This is a genomic window from Novosphingobium sp. Sphag1I, assembly GCF_056279125.1.
The window spans coordinates 1-17,724 of the sequence record NZ_JBWBQS010000021.1 but is presented as its reverse complement, the minus strand read 5'-3'; the positions used below and the strand labels follow the sequence as shown (position 1 = coordinate 17,724).

Genomic DNA, 17,724 nt, shown 5'->3' with positions numbered 1-17,724 from the left:
GCTAAAGGCCCGCTGCAATAGCTATTCGCAGAAGATCGGAAAGGCTGTGGACGTCCAGCTTCTGCATCAGGCTCGCCCTGTGCACTTCGACCGTGCGGGACGAGCAGCCAAGGTCATATGCAATCGTCTTGTTCGGGTAGCCCTTGGCGAGGCCTTCGAGAATTTCCCGTTCGCGCGGTGTCAACGCTGCAATCTTGGTGTGAGCCTCCCGCTCTTCGATTTCACGCGCGTCATTCTGCTCCAGTCGCCCGAATGCGCGCTCCAATGCATCGAGCAGTGTGGCCTTTTCAAAAGGCTTTTCGAGAAACTCGACGGCGCCGGCCTTCATGGCCTGCACAGCCGTGGTTACATCACCATGTCCGGTCAGAACGATGACCGGCATGTTGATCCCGCGCTCGGCCATCACCCGCTGAACCTCGAGCCCATCCATGTCCGGCATCCGCACGTCCAGCAAAACGCAGCCAATTGGAGCGTGTTTTGCGTGCTTGAGAAACTCGACTCCAGAGCCGTAGGGATGAACCTTGTACCCGGCCCGGGACAGCACAAACCCGGCAGACTTCCGGATTGCCTCCTCGTCATCCACAAGGTGCACAACGCGGTCAGCGTTCATCATCTTCCTCCGCATCGGCATCGATCAGGGTGAACTTGAAAATGGTGCCGCCATCGTCCGGATATTCTGCTGCAATGCGTCCACCATGGGCCTCAACGATCGTTCGGCAAATCGATAGCCCCAGCCCCATCCCGTCAATCTTGCTGCTGACGAAGGCTTCGAAAAGGCGGGGCCTGATTTCTGCGGCGACACTCGGCCCCGTATCCCGAACGCTGATCTCGATGAACCCGTCGGGACGCTTGCAAGTTGCGATATGAAGATCCCGGACTGTTGACGAGGCCATCGCTTCGACGGCGTTTCGGAGCAAATTGACCAGGACTTGTTGGATCTGGACCTTGTCCACCAACACATGCCTCGCGCGCGGATCAAGGTTCACTAGGGTGCGAACACCCCTTTCCTTGGCGCCCGCAAGAGCCAGCTGGGCTGCGTCGTCGATAACTTGGCTTAGCTTCTCAACATCCTTGTCGACTTCACCGCGCGCGACAAATTCACGCAGACGCCTGACAATGAAACCGGCCCGAAAGGTCTCCTTGGCCGCCTCCGACAGGGCCTCCTGAACTATCGCCATCGGGGTGCCTTGGGGATCGGAGAGAATGTCTCTCGTTTCCTCAAGGTAGTTGGCAACTGCCGTCAGCGGCTGATTCAGTTCATGCGCCAGGGTGGATGCCATGGTCCCCATCGCGCTGAGACGCGACACATGGATCAGTTCGGCCTGCAGCTCGCGCATTTTGAGATCGTCGCGTTCTTTCTCGGAGAGATCACGGACGAAGCCAGTAAAGACGCGGTCTCCGTCATGCCCGGCGACGCCGACCGAGAGGTGCATGGGAAAGTCTGTTCCGTCACGACGACGGCCTGTCACCGTGCGCCCGATCCCGATGATACGAGGCTCTCCTCCGTCTCGGTAATGCCGGATATAGTCGTCATGCCGCTCCTTGTCGGGCGGAGGCATTAGGCAGCTCACATTGCAGCCCACGACCTCGCTTTCTTCATATCCGAAGAGGCGCTGTGCGGCGGCACTGAAGGATACGATCAGTCCGAGTTCGTCGATGACGATCATCGCGTCCGGGACGGTATCCAGGATCGACTGGAGGTGCTGCTCACGCGTGTCGTTCACCGCGCGAATGGCCGCCTCGTGCGTGATATCCCGGGCAATGACATGGAAGCCGTGCAGAGTGTTCTCATGTCGCAAGGCCGTAATCGTCATTCGCGACAGATATTCGGTGCCCGAGCGCCGCAAACGCCACATTTCCCGCTCGTAGCCATCCTCGCGCGCCGCTGTGGCCAGATCAATATCGGGCAGGCCCGCGGCCCTTTCTTCAGATGAATAAAACAACTCGTGCGAGCTGCCCACGCACTCGGCAGACGCCCATTGGTCCGCTCGATGGCCTTCGCCATTGAGCGCGAGGATCTTTCCGTGCGGATCAAGAATGAGCTGAACGTGCTTCGCCGATTGCGCAAACGCAAGGCGCACAAGATCGCTCAGTTCCGCATTGCCGCCGGCAATTTCATCCATGCCCCTTTGTTCGCCTCCAGACTAGAACCAGAACCGGACGCCCGCCACGAAGCTTGTGGCGTGAACATCTTCCCCACGAGCCCTCGCGTAGCTGGCTGTGTCTCCAAGCTTGCGGTAATACGAAACGCCAATGTAGGGCGCGAACTGACGCTTGATCTCGTATCTGAGCCGCGCGCCGAGTTCGACATTTGACAGGCCAGAGCCAATCGCAATCTCCGGAATGTCCTGCGCGGAGAAATTGATCTCGACGCGTGGCTGGAAAACGAGGCGCTGTGTGATGCGCTGGTCGTAATAGCCTTCGACCCGTCCAATGACCTCGCCCTTGTTCGACAGGAAGACGCCGCCTTCGACCTCGAACATCCCGGGAGCCAAGCCCTCAAAACCAATGGTTGCATAGGTGCGGCGCGGCGATGGTCCTATATCCTGCCGTACACCGGCCTGCAGATTGAAGTAGGGGTCGATGGCATGGCTGTACAGAAGTTGCACATCGCCACTGTCCAGACCACGGCGAAGCTCGCCTTCACCTTCGCTCTTGATCCACAGCCGATTGATGTCGCCGCCGTACCAGGCCTCACCATCCCATCGATAGCCATCACGGCCGCGATGAGCCTGATATTCTGCGATGTTGAGAAGTGCCGCGCCGAAATTGAGCCCCCCGCTCTCCTTCATCATTTCCGCATGAGCGCGCGCCATTTCGTCGGAAGGGAATTGACGGTCGGCATAGCGATCCGTTGGGACAGGGGGTGGCGGCGCACTTCCAGCAGGCAATGCAGTGCCCGACATGGCCATGCCTTCTGGGGCCGCTTCGCCTTCCGCAGCTGGCATCGGCATTTCGCCCATTGTCCCATGGTCCATCGCCCCATGGTCCATCACGGCGTCGCTTGTTGGTCCGTGGTTCATTTTGCTGTGATCGACCTCAGGTGCCGCAGGCAGGGCTGCAGGTGCCGGGGGTTTCTCGACGGGAGCAGGCGTCGCTCGCTTTGGTTTTGCGGGAGACGCCTTGGCTTTTTTGGGGGTTGCCTTTTTTGGAGCCGGCATTTCCATGCCCGGCATGTTGTCCATCGAATGGTCCTGTGCCCACGCCGGAACGGACAGGCCTAAGGTGGCCGCCGTTATTAATGCTGTGCGAAGCGTGCTCATGCCGCGTCTCCCTTGGGACGGACACTGACAACGCGCATCATGCCAGCATGCATGTGGTAAAGGAGATGACAGTGGAATGCCCAGTCGCCGACAGCATCGGCCGTGAAGTCCCACGTGGCGATCCCGCCAGGTTGCACGATAACTGTGTGCTTTCTTGGCGCACGGTCGCCATGGCCGGTGACCAATTCGAAGAAGTGTCCATGAATATGGATGGGGTGCGCCATCATGGAATCATTGATCAGATTGACGCGCACCCTCTCGCCTTCGGTGAAAGGGATCGGCTCATGAACGTCTGACATCTTCCGCCCGTCGAACGACCACATAAAGCGTTCCATGTTCCCGGTAAGATGGATATCGAGGCTGCGCGACGGAGCCCTGACGTCGCGATTTCGCTCGAGTGCTATAAGGTCTGTATACACGAGCACCCTGTGGCCGACATCCTGCAGGCCCTGTCCCCGGTCCCCCATGCGATCGACTGGCATGGGGGAGATTGTCTGGACTCCAGGGTCACGCTTGACTTGCGGCGCATTGCCGAAGTCGCGCATCTTCATTGATCCCATCTGGTGGCCTGAATGGTCCGCCATCCCGGACGCTCCGTCCATTCCCGCCATGCCGCCATGGTCCATGCTGGCCATCGAGGAGTGATCCATACCCGACATGTCTGCGGGGCCGGATGGCGCACTCGTGGTCCCCATCTCCATCGCCGATCCGGCAGCGGCAGCGGCAGCAGCCGTTGCCAGACCTGCGGACGCGTTCTGTTCAGCGGTTGGGTCAACTCCGCGACCCTTCATGTCCATCCCCCCCATGCCGGGCATGTCCATTCCCATGTCCTTCATCGTCGCCAATGGGCGCTTGCGAAGGGCCGGAACCGCAGCGCTCATGCCTGGGCGCGGAGCCAATGTGGCACGGGCCATGCCGGAACGATCAACGGCTTCGCCGACAAAGGTATAGGCCAAGTCTGCGGTGGGGCGGACGACAACGTCGTAGGTCTCGGCAACCCCGATTTGGAACTCGTCAACATCGACAGGCATGACATTTTGCCCGTCAGCCTGCACAATTTGCAGGGTGAGACCCGGAATTCTGACATTGAAGGTGGTCATGGCTGACGCGTTGATTACCCGCAGGCGCACGCGCTCGCCCGGTTTGAAGAGGGCCGTCCAATTGTCTTCCGGTCCATGCCCGTTGACCAGGAATGTATAGGTCGAGCCGGTCACGTCAGAAATATCGGCCGGATCCATGCGCATCTGACCCCAGTCGAGACGCTCCTTGAGGGGCTGATCCTTCCCTCCGAGCAGGCCTGACAAGGTCTGACGTTGAAAGTTGAAATGGCCCGGATTGGCCTTCAGCCGACGGAAGATCGCAGCAGGAGAAAGCGGGCTATGATCCGCAAGCACAATGACATGCTCCCGCTCATATTGGACAGGATCCATCCCCGCCGGATCGATCACGATCGGTCCGTAATGGCCTTCCTGTTCCTGCAGTCCCGAGTGACTGTGGTACCAGTAAGTGCCGTTTTGCTTTACATCGAACTCATAAAGATAGCTTCCGCCTGGCTTGATGCCGGGGAATGACACCCCGGGCACGCCATCATGTTCCGGTGGAACGAGCAGACCGTGCCAGTGGATCGAACTGTCTTCCTCAAGCTGGTTGTGGACGTGCAACCGCACCCGCTGACCTTCGCGCAGCCTGATCAGGGGCGCTGGAACCGTGCCGTTCACACCGATCGCGCGGAACGCCTTCCCGTCAATCATCATCGATTGGCGGGCGATTGTGAGCTTGATGTCTTCACCGCTGACGGTGGGAAGCGGCGCTGCGATGCCGGAAGATACAGGTTTGGCCCATGCCGGAAAGAAGGAGGCAAGGGCGATACTTCCTCCCACCAGGGCTGAGCCACGAAGGATTTCTCTACGTCCGACAATGACTGTCATGAGGGTGTTTCTGCCTATGAGATCGGGGCCGCTGTCATTGAATACGCAGCCCGTTGCTCGACCCCTCAAATTTTTTTGAGTTTGTCCGTCAAGCGTGCTCGCGCCCGATAAACTCTCGCTTCGACAGCCTTCTCGCTCAACCCCAGGATCTGCGCGGTTTCCGCCTGTGTGTGCGCATCAATGGTCCGGAGGATGAGGGGTTCGCGCAATGAAGCGGGCAATTCGGAAATTGCCTTCAGGGTCGCTTTTAATTCGGATCGGTCGGAGGCCGCTATGTCAGCTCCTGGAGCCGGATCAGCCACTTCTTCAGCTTCCGTCAAAGGGGCTGCTGCAAGCATAAACCTGCGCACCAGCGCACGCCGCCTCCAGTCCTTGCACTTGTTCAAAGCAATACGAGCCAGCCATTGCTTGAAAGGGCGCGCCCGATCGAAGCGGTCAAGGGCGCCAAACGCCGCGATGAATGCCCCCTGTGTGACATCCAGGCTTTCATCCGCATCGCCGATCTGCGCGCGAACAAGCCTGTACACCCAATCACGATGCCGGCGGACAAGCTCGCTACAAGCGGTCTGGTTTCCGCCGATGGCTAACGAAGCCAAGTCCTGATCTTCGAGCTCAGAGAGCTGCCCTGTCACTGCTCCCTGCCTGTGAGCGCCTTGACGATCGCCCGATCAAATTTGGACGCCTGTTCCGGGGTCAGGGCTGATCGCATCGCAAAGATATGTTCAAGCGTTTCCTTCTGCATCTGCCCCATCGCATCGTGCGACCGGTCGATTGCCTCGGATACCTTTGGGCCATATCCATGCTCGGACTCGATCGCCTCGGCGAGACGTGCGTTGTCCGCGCGAAGTTCCAGTTCCAAAGCCTGGCGACGCACCGCAAAACGCTGCTCGATCACCTCGATCTGTGCTTCCTGTTTGCCATCGAGTTCAAGCTGGTGGTGCAGCATCTCATGCAACTCGCTTTCCGGCGAGCCAGAGCGGATCAAGGCCTGACCCGCAAGTGCTCCAATGACCGCGAATGCGAATGCAACGAGCGCGAAAACGAGGGTCTTTCGCCAAGCCATGTCAGCGCGACATCAGCAAGGTTGAAGGTGCCAGAGCGACCGGAACGCCGAGAGGGGAAATGGGTGCGGCGTCGGCAGGTGCACCGGACATCATCGAACCACCAACCCCGATGAACAAGGCTATCGCTGCCGCGAGGCTGAGGCCTGTTCGGTTGATTGGAACGATGGCCCGCCGTCTGGCAAGCTCCGACAGGACAGCGTCGTCAATCAACGCGAGGCGAGCGGGGGTCGGCTCGTCGCGCAGTCGTTCAAGAAGTCGATCAATGTCTGTCATGGCTCAAATTCTCCCATATCCATGGATGAATACGCAGCAAAGGTGAAATGCCCTCATCGGGACCCAGAAAATTTTGAGGGGTGTCCAAGCGCGGCGCGTATTCAACATGGGCACCCTGAGCCCCCAAAGGAGCCATTCATGAAAAAGTTTCGCAGTTTGATTGCAAGCGTCCTGGTTGCCGGAGCCGCGATTGCCACGCCGGCGCTCGCCCATCCGAAGCTCGTGACAGCACTGCCGGCCGACAAGGCCGCCACTGCCCCGACCAATCGCATCACCCTGACGTTCAGCGAGCCTCTCGTCGCCGCTGTTTCGGGCATGGAAGTCACGATGACCGGCATGCCAGGCATGCCCAACCACAACATGAAAATGACCGGTTACAAGACTTCGGTCAGTGATGATGGCAAGGCCCTGATCGCGACATTCGGGAGGCCCCTCATGGCGGGCACCTATAGCGTGCAGTGGCATGTGGTCTCGAGCGACACACATCGCATTAGCGGCACTCTCGCTTTTACCGTGCGCTGATCGCGTGGCGGACTGGGGGATCATAGCCCTGAGGTGGGCGCTGTTCGTCAGCCTTGGACTATTGTTCGGGCTGACCGCATTCAAGCGCCTGTCGCTCGGCGGTGATCACCCGTCCGATGCCGATGTCCGACATTCATGGGTAATATTGATTTTAGCGGTTTTGGCGGCGGCGCTGTCGGTTATTGGCTTCGCCATGCAGGTCAGCAGCATGACCGGTATGCCGCTTGCCGAGGTGGACCGAGCCACCGTTCAATCTCTGCTTGATGAAACGGCATTGGGCCTGGCTCTCAAGGTCCGCCTTGCCGCCCTGGTAGCGGCGATTATTTTGGCTCTGGCAGCATCCCTGTGGCGTTTGTCCAGTTCGACGGCTCAGGCATTGGTAAGCGGGGTGGCTTTGGCCACCTTGGCCTGGTCCGGTCACGGCGCGGCAACCGATGGGACGGTCGGATGGGTGCATCTGGCAGCCGACATTCTTCATCTCATCGCGGCTTCCATCTGGATCGGCGCATTGGCAGGATTCTTGTGGATGCTGTTTCGTCCGGGAAGTGGCGAAGTCGGCAAGGCACGGCAGACTTGCAGAGTGCTTGCCGACTTTGCAACGCTGGGGTCCACATTGGTTATGGTTTTGCTGCTGACCGGCCTCGCAAACGCTTACTTCATTTTGCGCGACGGAGATCCCTGGGCTGCTCTGGCGGCGCCCTATGGGCAGTTTCTGGCCCTCAAAATAATCTTGTTCGTCGGCATGCTCGCCTTGGCTGCGGTCAATCGGTTCCGGCTCACGCCCTCCCTCATCGCAGCCGTCGAGAGGCGTGATCCTGAGCGAACCCTTAAGCCGCTGCGACGGAGCATAGTTCTGGAATTTGGCTTGGGGATCGGGATATTGATCCTGGTGGCATGGCTCGGGACGTTGGCACCAAACCCAATGCCGGGGGCATCGTGAACCCTCCGATATGCGCGGTAGCTGGAGAACAGACACATGACTCCTAATCACACTGGCAACCATCAACCAGAAACTGTGCGTGATCCCGTTTGCGGCATGAATGTCGATCCGTCCGTGACCCTACATCATGCCCATCATGGTGATCGAGCGTTCCACTTTTGCAGCGACAAATGCCGCACCAAATTTGTCGCTGATCCAGAGCGCTATCTGGCGCCCGCTGAGTCCGTCGAAGCGCCCGCCGGCACGATCTGGACCTGTCCGATGCACCCCGAGGTTCGGCAGGATCACCCAGGGGCTTGCCCGATCTGCGGTATGGCGCTTGAGCCGGCGGAAGTAGGTCTCGACAGCGGTCCCAGCCCAGAAATGATCGACATGACCCGGCGGTTCAAGATCGGCCTTGTACTGGCGCTGCCCGTGCTGGTGCTGGAGATGGGCGGCCACATTTTCCCCGCGCTTCATCACATCGTACCGATGCAGCTCTCGACCTGGATCCAACTCGTGCTGGCTACGCCGGTCGTGCTTTGGGCGGGTTGGCCTTTTTTCGTGCGGGGTTGGGCATCGCTCAAGACCCGGAACCTTAACATGTTTACCCTGATCGCGATGGGCACCGGGGTCGCATGGGTCTACAGTATGTTCGCCGCGCTTGCGCCTGAGTTGTTCCCACCGGCGTTCCGCAATGCCGATGGGAGTGTTGCCGTCTATTTCGAAGCCGCTGCGGTGATCACCGTGCTGGTTCTCCTGGGTCAGGTCCTGGAACTCAGGGCCCGCGAGCGCACCTCTGGCGCAATCAAGGCATTGTTGGGCCTTGCTCCCAAGACCGCGCGACGCCTTCTTGCCGATGGCAGCGATGAAGAGGTCAGCCTCGAAGCTATAGGGGTCGGTGATCGCTTGCGTGTCCGTCCTGGCGAAAAGGTGCCTGTCGATGGAACGGTCGAGGATGGCCGCTCTTCGCTTGATGAATCCATGGTGACCGGCGAATCCATGCCCGTTACCAAGGCCAAGGGTGACACCGTTATCGGCGGGACGCTCAACCAGACCGGCGCACTGGTGATTGCCGCGACCAAGGTGGGGCGCGACACCATGCTCGCCCGCATTGTCCAGATGGTCGCCGAGGCGCAGCGCTCGCGCGCGCCGATCCAGCGCATGGCCGATCAGGTCTCGGGCTGGTTCGTGCCCGTCGTTATCGCCATCGCCGTGCTCGCGTTTGCCGGATGGGGCATCTGGGGGCCAGAGCCGCGCTTTGCCTATGGCCTGGTTGCCGCCGTCGCCGTGTTGATCATCGCCTGTCCCTGCGCCCTGGGTCTCGCCACGCCAATGTCGATCATGGTTGGCGTCGGCCGGGGTGCAGGCCTTGGCGTGCTCATCAAAAATGCCGAAGCACTCGAGCACTTGGAGAAGGTTGACACACTAGTTGTAGACAAGACCGGGACGCTGACCATGGGCCGTCCGGCGGTGACTGCGATCGTGCCTGCGCCAGGTCACTCGGAAGAAGACGTGCTGCGTCTTGCTGCGGCGGTCGAGCAATCGTCCGAGCATCCGCTTGCGCTCGCCATCGTCGAGGCCGCGAAGGCGCGTAGCCTCGTGCTGGCCCAGGTCGCCGAGTTCGACTCCCCCACAGGGCGGGGCGCTCTGGGCACAGTCGACGGCAAGCGGATCGTGCTCGGCAACGCACGCTTCCTGACTGAGCAGAACATCGACACGTCTGCGCTTGCGGCAGCAGCAGACAATCTGCGACGCGAAGGCGCGACGGCGATCTTTGTCGGCGTTGATGGACAGGCCGCTGGCGCCATCGCGATCGCCGATCCGGTGAAGCCGACGACACCCGAGGCACTCGATGCCTTGCGCCGCGAAGGCATCCGCGTTGTCATGCTGACGGGTGACAACCGGACCACGGCGGAGGCGGTCGCGCGCAGGCTCGGGATAGACGAGGTCGAGGCGGACGTTCTCCCCGATCAGAAGAGCGCTGTTGTCGCGCGCTTGAAGAGCGAGGGCCGCGTGGTTGCCATGGCAGGCGACGGCGTGAATGATGCCCCGGCGCTTGCCGCGGCCGACGTCGGGATTGCCATGGGCTCAGGGACTGACGTCGCCATCGAAAGTGCCGGCGTGACGCTGCTCAAGGGCGATCTTATGGGCATCGTCCGCGCCCGCCGCCTGAGCCAGGCGACAATGTCGAACATCCGCCAGAATCTGGTGTTTGCCTTTATTTATAATGCCGCCGGCGTACCGGTGGCGGCAGGTCTTCTCTATCCGCTGTTCGGCATCCTGCTATCACCAATGATTGCGGCGGGAGCAATGGCGCTGTCATCCGTTAGCGTGGTGACGAATGCGCTTCGACTTAACCGGGCCACCATTTAAGCAAGCCGCGACAACAGGACGTCAGATTTTCATGAGATCCCTACGTACCAGAGTGCATTTGACAGCAAGCCGCATGCACAAATGGCTGTCTCTGATCGTTGGATTGCAGGTCCTCATCTGGATGACGAGCGGCCTTGTGATGAGTGCTTTGCCCATAGAGCGCGTGCGCGGAGAACACCTTGTCGATCGCAAGGCACAGCCGCCAATCGCTGGTATTTCGGCTGTGCGCCCGCTTGGCGAGTTGCTGAGCACGATACCCGGCCCAGTCGAAGAGCTTACTCTTCGCATGCACCACGGCCGCCTGGTGGCCGAAGCGAAGACAAACGGAAGGACCTTGTTGTTCGATCCGTCTACCGGCGTCCGAATGCCAAGGATCTCTATGGATCAGGCGGCTGAAATAGCTCGGGAAAGCTGGAAGGGCGGCGGGAACCCTGCGCTCAAAGTCACCCAAGTCGAGGACCTGTCACCGGAATTCCGGGGACCGTTACCCGCCTGGCAAGTTGCCATCGACGGTACAACGCACGTTTATGTTTCCGGTGAGACCGGGAGGATCCTCGCGGTCCGGACCAGCACCTGGCGGGTCTACGACTTCTTGTGGGGCTTGCACATCATGGACTGGAAGGAGCACGACAATTTCAACAACATCTGGCTAGTGTCATTCGCTGCCTCGGGCATGATTTTTGCTCTCACCGGCCTCGCGCTCCTCATCATGCGGTTCCCGATCAAGATAAGAAGGCGCCGGGCGACAATTTGATCCAGTTCAAGGCAAAAGTTGTTCTTGTAATTAATTGATCACGAATGATTGGAGGTACGAAGTGAAATCAATAATTCTGGGTTTGGCTTTGCTTGCGAGCCCCGCGCTTGCCGCAAGTGACGTGGTGATGCACCGCGATCCGGGTTGCGGTTGCTGCGAGAAGTGGGCGGCGCAGGTGAAAAAGGCCTTTGGTCGCAATGTGAGGGTGATCGATGATCGCAACAGGGTGGCCTTCCAGCGCAACTCTGGCGTCCCGAGCGCATTGGCATCTTGCCACACCGCCGTTATCGACGGGATGATCTTTGAAGGCCATGTGCCAATTTCCGATATGCAGCGGGTGCTCAAGCTGCGGCCTGCCGGAGTTAAGGGCTTGGCTGTAGCGGGGATGCCTCTTGGGTCTGCGGGAATGGATGTTCCGGGCGTTCCAGCCCAGCGATACAACGTCATCGCCTTTGGCGGAGACGGGACGCGGATCTATGCAAGACATTGAGGGGCGAGGCGGCTCGTAGAGTTGCCTTTGGCGTGTCAAAGTTCTGTTCAGCTGCTCGATTTTCCGGGTCTGCGAGGCGACGATATCGTATTCTTGTGATAGCAAACGTCCGGGGCCATGCAGCGTCAAGAAAAGAGGCTCGCTGAAGCCGCAATAACACTTTACGGAACATCTGCTCCATCCCTAGGCAACGCGACATATCTGTCGTTGGGCCGCTGCTTGGCTCGTCTGATGGGTTTACGCAGAGATTGACTCTGCTTTCGATCTTTGATTTTCTGATACCGCGCATTCCCTGTCAGATCCGCACGCCACCTTGGAAGGGTGCGTCGTGATTTCATCCAATTGTAGTTTGATCGTCGTTGCCGCAATGATTTGCGTCTCGGCCGCGAAGGCTAGGGAAGTCTACCTTGTCAATTTTTCTCCGTTTTCCGCGACAGCCAGAAATGAGCAAGGGGCTGTCGGAGCCGCGTTAAGCACCCACTTTGAAGGGTTGGTTGAGCCGGCCGATGCGCGCCGAAGCGCTGATAGAACCCACGCTATTGGCGGAAACGACCCGTCAGGACTTTTCGAACCGAAACCTCTGGCGATCCTGGCGCCTTCCACCTCGTCATCGTGCCTGCAGAATAGGTATCGCCCGACCTGGTGGTTGTCTCCTGAGGTGGAGAACCGCCGCGTAGCCTATTTTGCAGCAATGACCGCAATAGCTTGCGAAAACGGGCTTCCTGAGAGCCTTCTCGACGCGGTCATTGCTCAGGAATCAGGATACAAGGCTTGGGCACTAAGTGGGGCGGGTGCGATGGGCATGATGCAGGTCATGCCGGCAACAGCGAGAAATCTAGAGCTTAGTAACCCTTGGGATGCGCTGGCCAACATGAGGGCAGGGGCACGCTACCTTCGCCAGCAGCTTGATCGCTTTGGACGCGTCGATCTGGCCTTGGCTGCGTACAATGCGGGGCCAGAACGTCGTTCACTCTCGCTGGGCAATATTCCTGCAATCCCGGAAACCCGTAATTACGTGCAGGCCATCACAACCAATTGGGTGCGCCTCACCAAACTTGGAGGCTCAAATTCGACCGCTGCCGCGCGGGCTATGGCGGCCAACATCGCAGTACGAACCTCAGGCTACCGCGAGGTGTCTCTCATAACCTACGAGGGCATGAATGCGGCAAATCCGATATAGTGCGCATACAGGATGGCGATGGCCAGAATGCTTGGAAACCCGCAGAGGTAGCTGAGTTGAAAATGCAGCCAAACCTTCGGGAACCAGAGCAACCAGCGCAGCACTAAACCCGTCGGCGGCGCCATCACTCCCGTACGGATGTCGTAGATCGTCTTGAGGAGCGCACACCCCGAGCAAATCGCAGCGAGCAGCCCAACTGCGGCATAGAGATGGGTCCACGCTGCAATGTTCTCGGGGCCCATGCGTACTCGATCAGGCCTGAAGGGTCTGGCTGTTCTGCATGACCCGCTCCTGGTGCGAGAGAAGCAAGTCATATGCTCGCCGTGCAGCTTCGTGGATTACCGCCGGACGCAGATCCACCTCGATCGAGCCTCGCCGGCAGGTCAATACCTCGAGATAGAAGGGGGCGTTTGCGGGAGGGGGCGGAATCCTACGCCAAGCTCGCCCAGATAGCCGGCGCGAGATCTTACTTGTTGCTGCCTTCTACGGTCGCGCCAGAAAGGCGACGGCTCAGTTCTATCCGGCGATGGCTACGCATTTTGAAGGTGTCTGGCCCAACGCGCCGATACTCAATGAAGCCGAGAGAACGCCAAAATCGCTCTGCCGCTTCATTCGCTTCCAGCACGGCCAACCGAATCTCTGTGGCACCTCTCGCAGCGGCCCAGCTTTCGACCGTCGAGTAAATTGAGCGTCCGACGCCACGACCACGCTGTGCGGCATCTACGATCATGAAGCCGAGATACCATGTGCCATCACGCGGATAATCGCGGAGGATGGCCGCGATTGCATATAGGCCGCCAGGCCCCTTCCATCCCAGGACAGCTTGATTGTGGGCGCTCTTTTCGGGCGGCACATCGGAGAAAAGCTCGCGAGCATCGTCCAGCGTGGGCGCGGCCCCGTCCTGCAACAGGAAATAGTCGCTGCAACGGTTGTACAGGTCTGCAACGTCTGCGGCGTCCGCTTGGGTAAGTTTGATCGGGGCTCCCGTCATCATCATCGCGTTTTGGCAGCAAGCACGCGCTGACCGTAATCCCGGAGTTCCCCGTTGGGACCGACATAGCGGTAGAGAGTGACGCGCTCGATCCCGAGTTCCTTGCAGAGGTCGGAAACGGACGTGTCGCGTTGGGCCATAGCAGCCTGAGCGAGCCGCACCTGGGCCTTGGAGAGGGCGAACTTGCGGCCACCCTTGCGTCCCCGCGCGCGGGCAGCGGCCAGGCCAGCCATGGTGCGCTCGCGGATCATATCCCGCTCAAACTCCGCCAGTGTGGCAAAAATGCCGAACACCATCCGGCCCGATGGCGTCGTGGTGTCGATCTGCGCGCCCTTGCCGGTGAGCACCCGCAGACCGATACCGCGATCCGACAGATTCTGCACCGTGCTGACCAGGTGGGTGAGCGTTCGGCCGAGCCGGTCGAGCTTCCAAACGATGAGGACATCGCCGTCGCGCAACGATTTCAGGCAGGCGGCAAGACCGGGGCGATCATCACGGCTACCGGATGCACGATCATCATAGATATTGCCTGGCTCGACACCGGCAGCGCGAAGGGCATCGTGCTGCAGGTCGAGCGACTGCGAGCCGTCGGCTTTGGACACGCGGGCGTAGCCGATCAGCATGGATCACAAACGAAGGTTTGAGGTGGCGGGGCGAGCATAGGCATTTGACTATGCCATTGTGTATCTCAACCAGCATCGCAATCAAGCTATCTCAAACATTGAGTCGGATAGAAAAAGGAACATGCATGCCCCGTCGCGTGACCCTGACCGATCGCCAGCGCGACGCGCTACTCCGTTTGCCGGTCGATCAGGGCGAGTTGCTGCGGCATTACACCCTCAGCGACGAGGACCTCGGACATATCCGCCAGCGCCGTCGCGCCCACAACCGTTTCGGCTTTGCGCTGCAACTGTGCGTGCTGCGCTTTCCCGGTCGGGTGCTGGCACCGGGCGAAGTAATCCCGGCGCCAGTGACAGATTTTATCGCGGCCCAGCTCGGGCTGAGCGGCGATGATCTGCTTCCCTATGCCTCGCGCGAGGAAACGCGGCACGAGCATCTGGCAGATCTGCGCAGAATTTATGGCTACCGCGCCTTTTCAGGTCGCGGCGCGCGGGATCTGCGTGAATGGATCGCGCGGGAGGCCGAGACGGCAACATCGAACGAGGATCTCGCCCGCCACTTTGTCGAGGAATGCCGCCGCACACGCACAATTCTTCCAGCTCCCTCAACGATCGAGCGGTTGTGCGCCGATGCATTGGTCGATGCCGAGCGCCGGATTGAGGAGCGTATCGCTGGACGGATCACGCCGGCTCTTGGCGAGCAGTTGGCCGCCTTGCTGGAGGATACGGTGGACGGCCGCATCACTCGGTTTGTCTGGCTGCGGCAAATTGAGGTTGGCGCGAACTCCGCCGCTGCCAATCGTCTGATGGATCGACTGGAATATCTTCAGGACGTCGATCTTCCCGCAGACCTTGTGACCGGCGTGCCTCCGCATAGAGTGGCCCGGCTGCGCCGGCAGGGCGAGCGCTATTATGCTGATGGTATGCGGGACCTGCCCGAAGAAAGGCGGCTAGCGATCCTCGCGGTGTGCGCGCTGGAATGGCGGGCATCGCTGGCCGATGCCGTGGTGGAAACCCATGACCGCATCGTCGGCCGTCTCTATCGAGCATCCGAGCGCCTTTGCAGCACCAGGATCGCCGACGAAAAGGCGGCCGTTCGGGACACACTGAAATCCTTTGCCGAAATCGGCGGTGCATTGCTGGGGGCACAGGACGATGGCACGGCGCTGGACGGGATCATCGCCATGGGGTTTGGCTGGGAGCGGTTCAGAACCCTCGTCGCCACAGCGGGCGCACTGACCAACGTGCTCGCGGCCGACCCGCTCAGCCGTGTGCTGGACGGCTATCACCGCTTCCGCCTCTATGCACCCCGGATGCTGCGCCTCCTCGACATGCAGGCGGCGCCGATCGCGACGCCCCTTTTGGCGGCAGTCGCAATCCTTCAACGCGGCATCAAGGCCGCGCCGCCAATCGACTTCCTGCGCCCGAACTCGAAATGGCATCGCCATCTTCGCGTTCAGCCTGCCGGGGACCACCGGCTGTGGGAGATCGCCGTGCTGTTCCATATCCGCGATGCCTTTCGGTCTGGCGATATATGGCTGGCGGGGTCACGTCGCTATGCCGACCTTAAGCAAATACTGGTCCCGGCCCAGGCGATAGAGCAGACCGCTCGCCTTACCGTGCCGCTGCGACCGCATGAATGGCTTGCGGAACGTAAGGCCCGACTGGATGAACGGTTGAAGGAACTCGGCCGTGCGGCCCGGGCTGGAGCAATCCCCGGCGGCATCATCGAGAATGGCAGACTTCAGATCGACAAGCTCAAGGCCGACACGCCGGAAGGTGCAGAGGATCTCGTGCTCGATCTATATCAGCAGCTTCCGCCCGCAAGGATTACCGACCTGTTGTTGGAAGTCAATGAGCGGACCGGATTTTCCGAAGCCTTCACCCACTTGCGCACCGGCACACCCTGCGTGGACCGGATAGGGCTGATGAACGTTCTGCTGGCAGAGGGCGTCAATCTCGGCCTGCGCAAGATGGCAGCGGCGACCAATACGCACAGTTTCTGGGAATTGCTGCGGATCGCGCGCTGGCATATTGAAGGCAGTGCCTATGATCGGGCGCTCGCCATGATCGTGGAGGCACATGCCGATCTTCCCATGGCCGCGTTCTGGGGACAGGGGCACTCCGCCTCCAGCGATGGACAGTTCTTCCTCGCCACCGAGCAGGGCGAAGCCATGAACATGGTCAACGCCAAATACGGCAATGTCCCAGGCTTGAAAGGATACAGCCATGTCTCCGATCAATATGCGCCGTTTGCTACCCAGGTCATCCCGGCGACCGTCAGCGAGGCCCCCTATATTCTCGACGGGCTGCTCATGAATGACGCAGGCCGCCATGTCCGTCAGCACTTTGCTGATACGGGCGGATTTACCGATCACGTCTTCGCCGCCTGCTCACTTCTCGGCTACAGGTTCGCGCCACGCATCCGCGACCTGCCACAAAAAAGGCTCTATGCCTTCACTCCCGGTGCGACGCCAGCCAATGTGCGGGGCCTGGTCGGCGGTAAAATCAATGAGCCGCTCATCGAGCGGAACTGGCCCGACATCCTGCGCGTCATGGCCACGATCGCCGCCGGCATTGTCGCCCCCAGCCAAATTCTGCGGAAGCTGGCCTCCTATCCTCGCCAGAATGAATTGGCCCTTGCTCTTCGGGAAGTCGGCCGTGTCGAACGGACGCTGTTCATGATCGACTGGATTCTCGACGCCGGTTTGCAACGCCAGGCCCAAATCGGCCTCAACAAAGGCGAAGCCCATCATGCGCTGAAGCGCGCCATCAGCTTCCATCGGCGTGGCGAAATCCGGGACCGATCAGGCGAAGGTCAGCACTATCGCATCGCCGGCATGAACCTGCTCGCCGCCATCATCATCTTCTGGAACACGATGAAGCTCGGGGATGTCGTCAGCAGCCGAGCCGCCAATGGCGCCGCTGTCCCGCCCGATCTCCTCGCCCATGTATCCCCCCTGGGCTGGGAGCACATCAACCTCACCGGCGAATATCGCTGGCCAAAATCCTTAGCGTAGGATTTCGCCCCCTCCCGCAAACACCCCCATGGGGGCTAAATGTGACGAAACAGAGGACCGGTCTGCGATAACGGAAGAGACCTGCGCCATATCTCACCTTTTTCACAGGGCACCGGTTTATCCCCTGCCGAAGATGTACCGGTTAAATGCCGAATGCGGCAGTCTTGGTGGCAGATTGGATCTATCAAGAAAAGTCTGAAGGCATTTTAGGTGGCCTTAGACAAGTTTTAGAGCCCGCCCCGAAAGTTGTTGAGCAATACCAGCATGTTGTGATTCACGCCCCTTTGCGAAGAGATGGAGTGTATCATGGCATGGACTGGCATT

The 17,724-nt window shown here is 60.0% G+C and carries 17 protein-coding genes; 7 read left to right on the top strand and 10 right to left on the bottom strand.

The features are described 5' to 3' along the window. Window position 1 precedes the first annotated feature (1 nt). The 7 genes from ACZ9HU_RS19450 to ACZ9HU_RS19420 form a co-directional block, all read right to left on the bottom strand. Window positions 2–610, bottom strand: coding sequence for a response regulator transcription factor (locus ACZ9HU_RS19450; protein ID WP_476107512.1), 609 nt, complete (start codon window positions 608–610; stop codon window positions 2–4). Next, on the bottom strand, window positions 600–2,123 hold the full coding sequence (locus tag ACZ9HU_RS19445; protein ID WP_476107444.1) for a PAS domain-containing sensor histidine kinase: 1,524 nt from the start codon (window positions 2,121–2,123) through the stop codon (window positions 600–602). The genes ACZ9HU_RS19450 and ACZ9HU_RS19445 overlap by 11 nt, the downstream gene beginning before the upstream one ends. Before the next feature lie 21 nt (window positions 2,124–2,144). Next, a complete protein-coding gene (locus ACZ9HU_RS19440) occupies window positions 2,145–3,263 on the bottom strand; it encodes a copper resistance protein B (protein ID WP_476107442.1) in 1,119 nt (372 codons plus the stop codon). Next, entirely contained in the window at window positions 3,260–5,191 is a 1,932-nt protein-coding gene (locus tag ACZ9HU_RS19435) for a copper resistance system multicopper oxidase (RefSeq protein ID WP_476107441.1), read from the bottom strand. Before ACZ9HU_RS19435 ends, ACZ9HU_RS19440 begins: the two co-directional genes overlap by 4 nt. Before the next feature lie 65 nt (window positions 5,192–5,256). Next, entirely contained in the window at window positions 5,257–5,823 is a 567-nt protein-coding gene (locus tag ACZ9HU_RS19430; RefSeq protein WP_476107440.1) for an RNA polymerase sigma factor, read from the bottom strand. Further along, window positions 5,820–6,254, bottom strand: coding sequence for a periplasmic heavy metal sensor (locus ACZ9HU_RS19425; protein ID WP_476107439.1), 435 nt, complete (start codon window positions 6,252–6,254; stop codon window positions 5,820–5,822). Before ACZ9HU_RS19425 ends, ACZ9HU_RS19430 begins: the two co-directional genes overlap by 4 nt. 1 nt (window position 6,255) lies before the next feature. Further along, window positions 6,256–6,528 (bottom strand): hypothetical protein, encoded by a 273-nt coding sequence (locus ACZ9HU_RS19420; RefSeq protein WP_476107438.1) that lies wholly within the window; start codon window positions 6,526–6,528, stop codon window positions 6,256–6,258. A 138-nt stretch (window positions 6,529–6,666) separates the two neighbouring features. Here ACZ9HU_RS19420 and copC point away from each other — a divergent pair, with 138 nt between their 5' ends. The 6 genes from copC to ACZ9HU_RS19390 all read left to right on the top strand — a co-directional run bounded on the left by copC (window position 6,667) and on the right by ACZ9HU_RS19390 (window position 12,769). Next, window positions 6,667–7,050, top strand: a complete 384-nt coding sequence (gene copC, locus ACZ9HU_RS19415; RefSeq protein WP_476107436.1) for a copper homeostasis periplasmic binding protein CopC — start codon at window positions 6,667–6,669, stop codon at window positions 7,048–7,050. A 4-nt stretch (window positions 7,051–7,054) separates the two neighbouring features. Next, on the top strand, window positions 7,055–7,990 hold the full coding sequence (gene copD, locus ACZ9HU_RS19410; protein WP_476107435.1) for a copper homeostasis membrane protein CopD: 936 nt from the start codon (window positions 7,055–7,057) through the stop codon (window positions 7,988–7,990). Between the two features lie 36 nt (window positions 7,991–8,026). Further along, window positions 8,027–10,345 carry a heavy metal translocating P-type ATPase gene (locus tag ACZ9HU_RS19405; protein ID WP_476107434.1) on the top strand — a complete coding sequence of 773 codons (2,319 nt, stop codon included), beginning with the start codon at window positions 8,027–8,029 and terminating at the stop codon, window positions 10,343–10,345. A gap of 73 nt (window positions 10,346–10,418) precedes the next feature. Beyond that, the gene (locus tag ACZ9HU_RS19400) at window positions 10,419–11,099 is read left to right on the top strand and encodes a PepSY domain-containing protein (RefSeq protein ID WP_476107433.1); all 681 of its coding nucleotides are present in this window, start codon (window positions 10,419–10,421) and stop codon (window positions 11,097–11,099) included. A 61-nt stretch (window positions 11,100–11,160) separates the two neighbouring features. Next, complete coding sequence (locus ACZ9HU_RS19395) at window positions 11,161–11,589, top strand: DUF411 domain-containing protein (RefSeq protein ID WP_476107432.1); 429 nt, start codon at window positions 11,161–11,163, stop codon at window positions 11,587–11,589. Window positions 11,590–11,938: 349 nt separating this feature from the next. After that, window positions 11,939–12,769 carry a lytic transglycosylase domain-containing protein gene (locus ACZ9HU_RS19390; RefSeq protein WP_476107431.1) on the top strand — a complete coding sequence of 277 codons (831 nt, stop codon included), beginning with the start codon at window positions 11,939–11,941 and terminating at the stop codon, window positions 12,767–12,769. Here the strand turns inward: ACZ9HU_RS19390 and ACZ9HU_RS19385 are convergent. The 3 genes from ACZ9HU_RS19385 to ACZ9HU_RS19375 form a co-directional block, all read right to left on the bottom strand. Continuing rightward, window positions 12,736–13,011, bottom strand: a complete 276-nt coding sequence (locus tag ACZ9HU_RS19385; protein ID WP_476107429.1) for a hypothetical protein — start codon at window positions 13,009–13,011, stop codon at window positions 12,736–12,738. The two genes, ACZ9HU_RS19390 and ACZ9HU_RS19385, sit on opposite strands and share 34 nt — an antisense overlap. A 224-nt stretch (window positions 13,012–13,235) precedes the next feature. Then, complete coding sequence (locus ACZ9HU_RS19380) at window positions 13,236–13,766, bottom strand: GNAT family N-acetyltransferase (protein ID WP_007686150.1); 531 nt, start codon at window positions 13,764–13,766, stop codon at window positions 13,236–13,238. After that, window positions 13,763–14,383, bottom strand: coding sequence for a recombinase family protein (locus ACZ9HU_RS19375; protein ID WP_008832583.1), 621 nt, complete (start codon window positions 14,381–14,383; stop codon window positions 13,763–13,765). The genes ACZ9HU_RS19380 and ACZ9HU_RS19375 overlap by 4 nt, the downstream gene beginning before the upstream one ends. Window positions 14,384–14,508: 125 nt before the next feature. Here ACZ9HU_RS19375 and ACZ9HU_RS19370 point away from each other — a divergent pair, with 125 nt between their 5' ends. Then, window positions 14,509–17,400, top strand: a complete 2,892-nt coding sequence (locus tag ACZ9HU_RS19370) for a Tn3 family transposase (protein ID WP_476107426.1) — start codon at window positions 14,509–14,511, stop codon at window positions 17,398–17,400. Window positions 17,401–17,724: the final 324 nt, after the last annotated feature.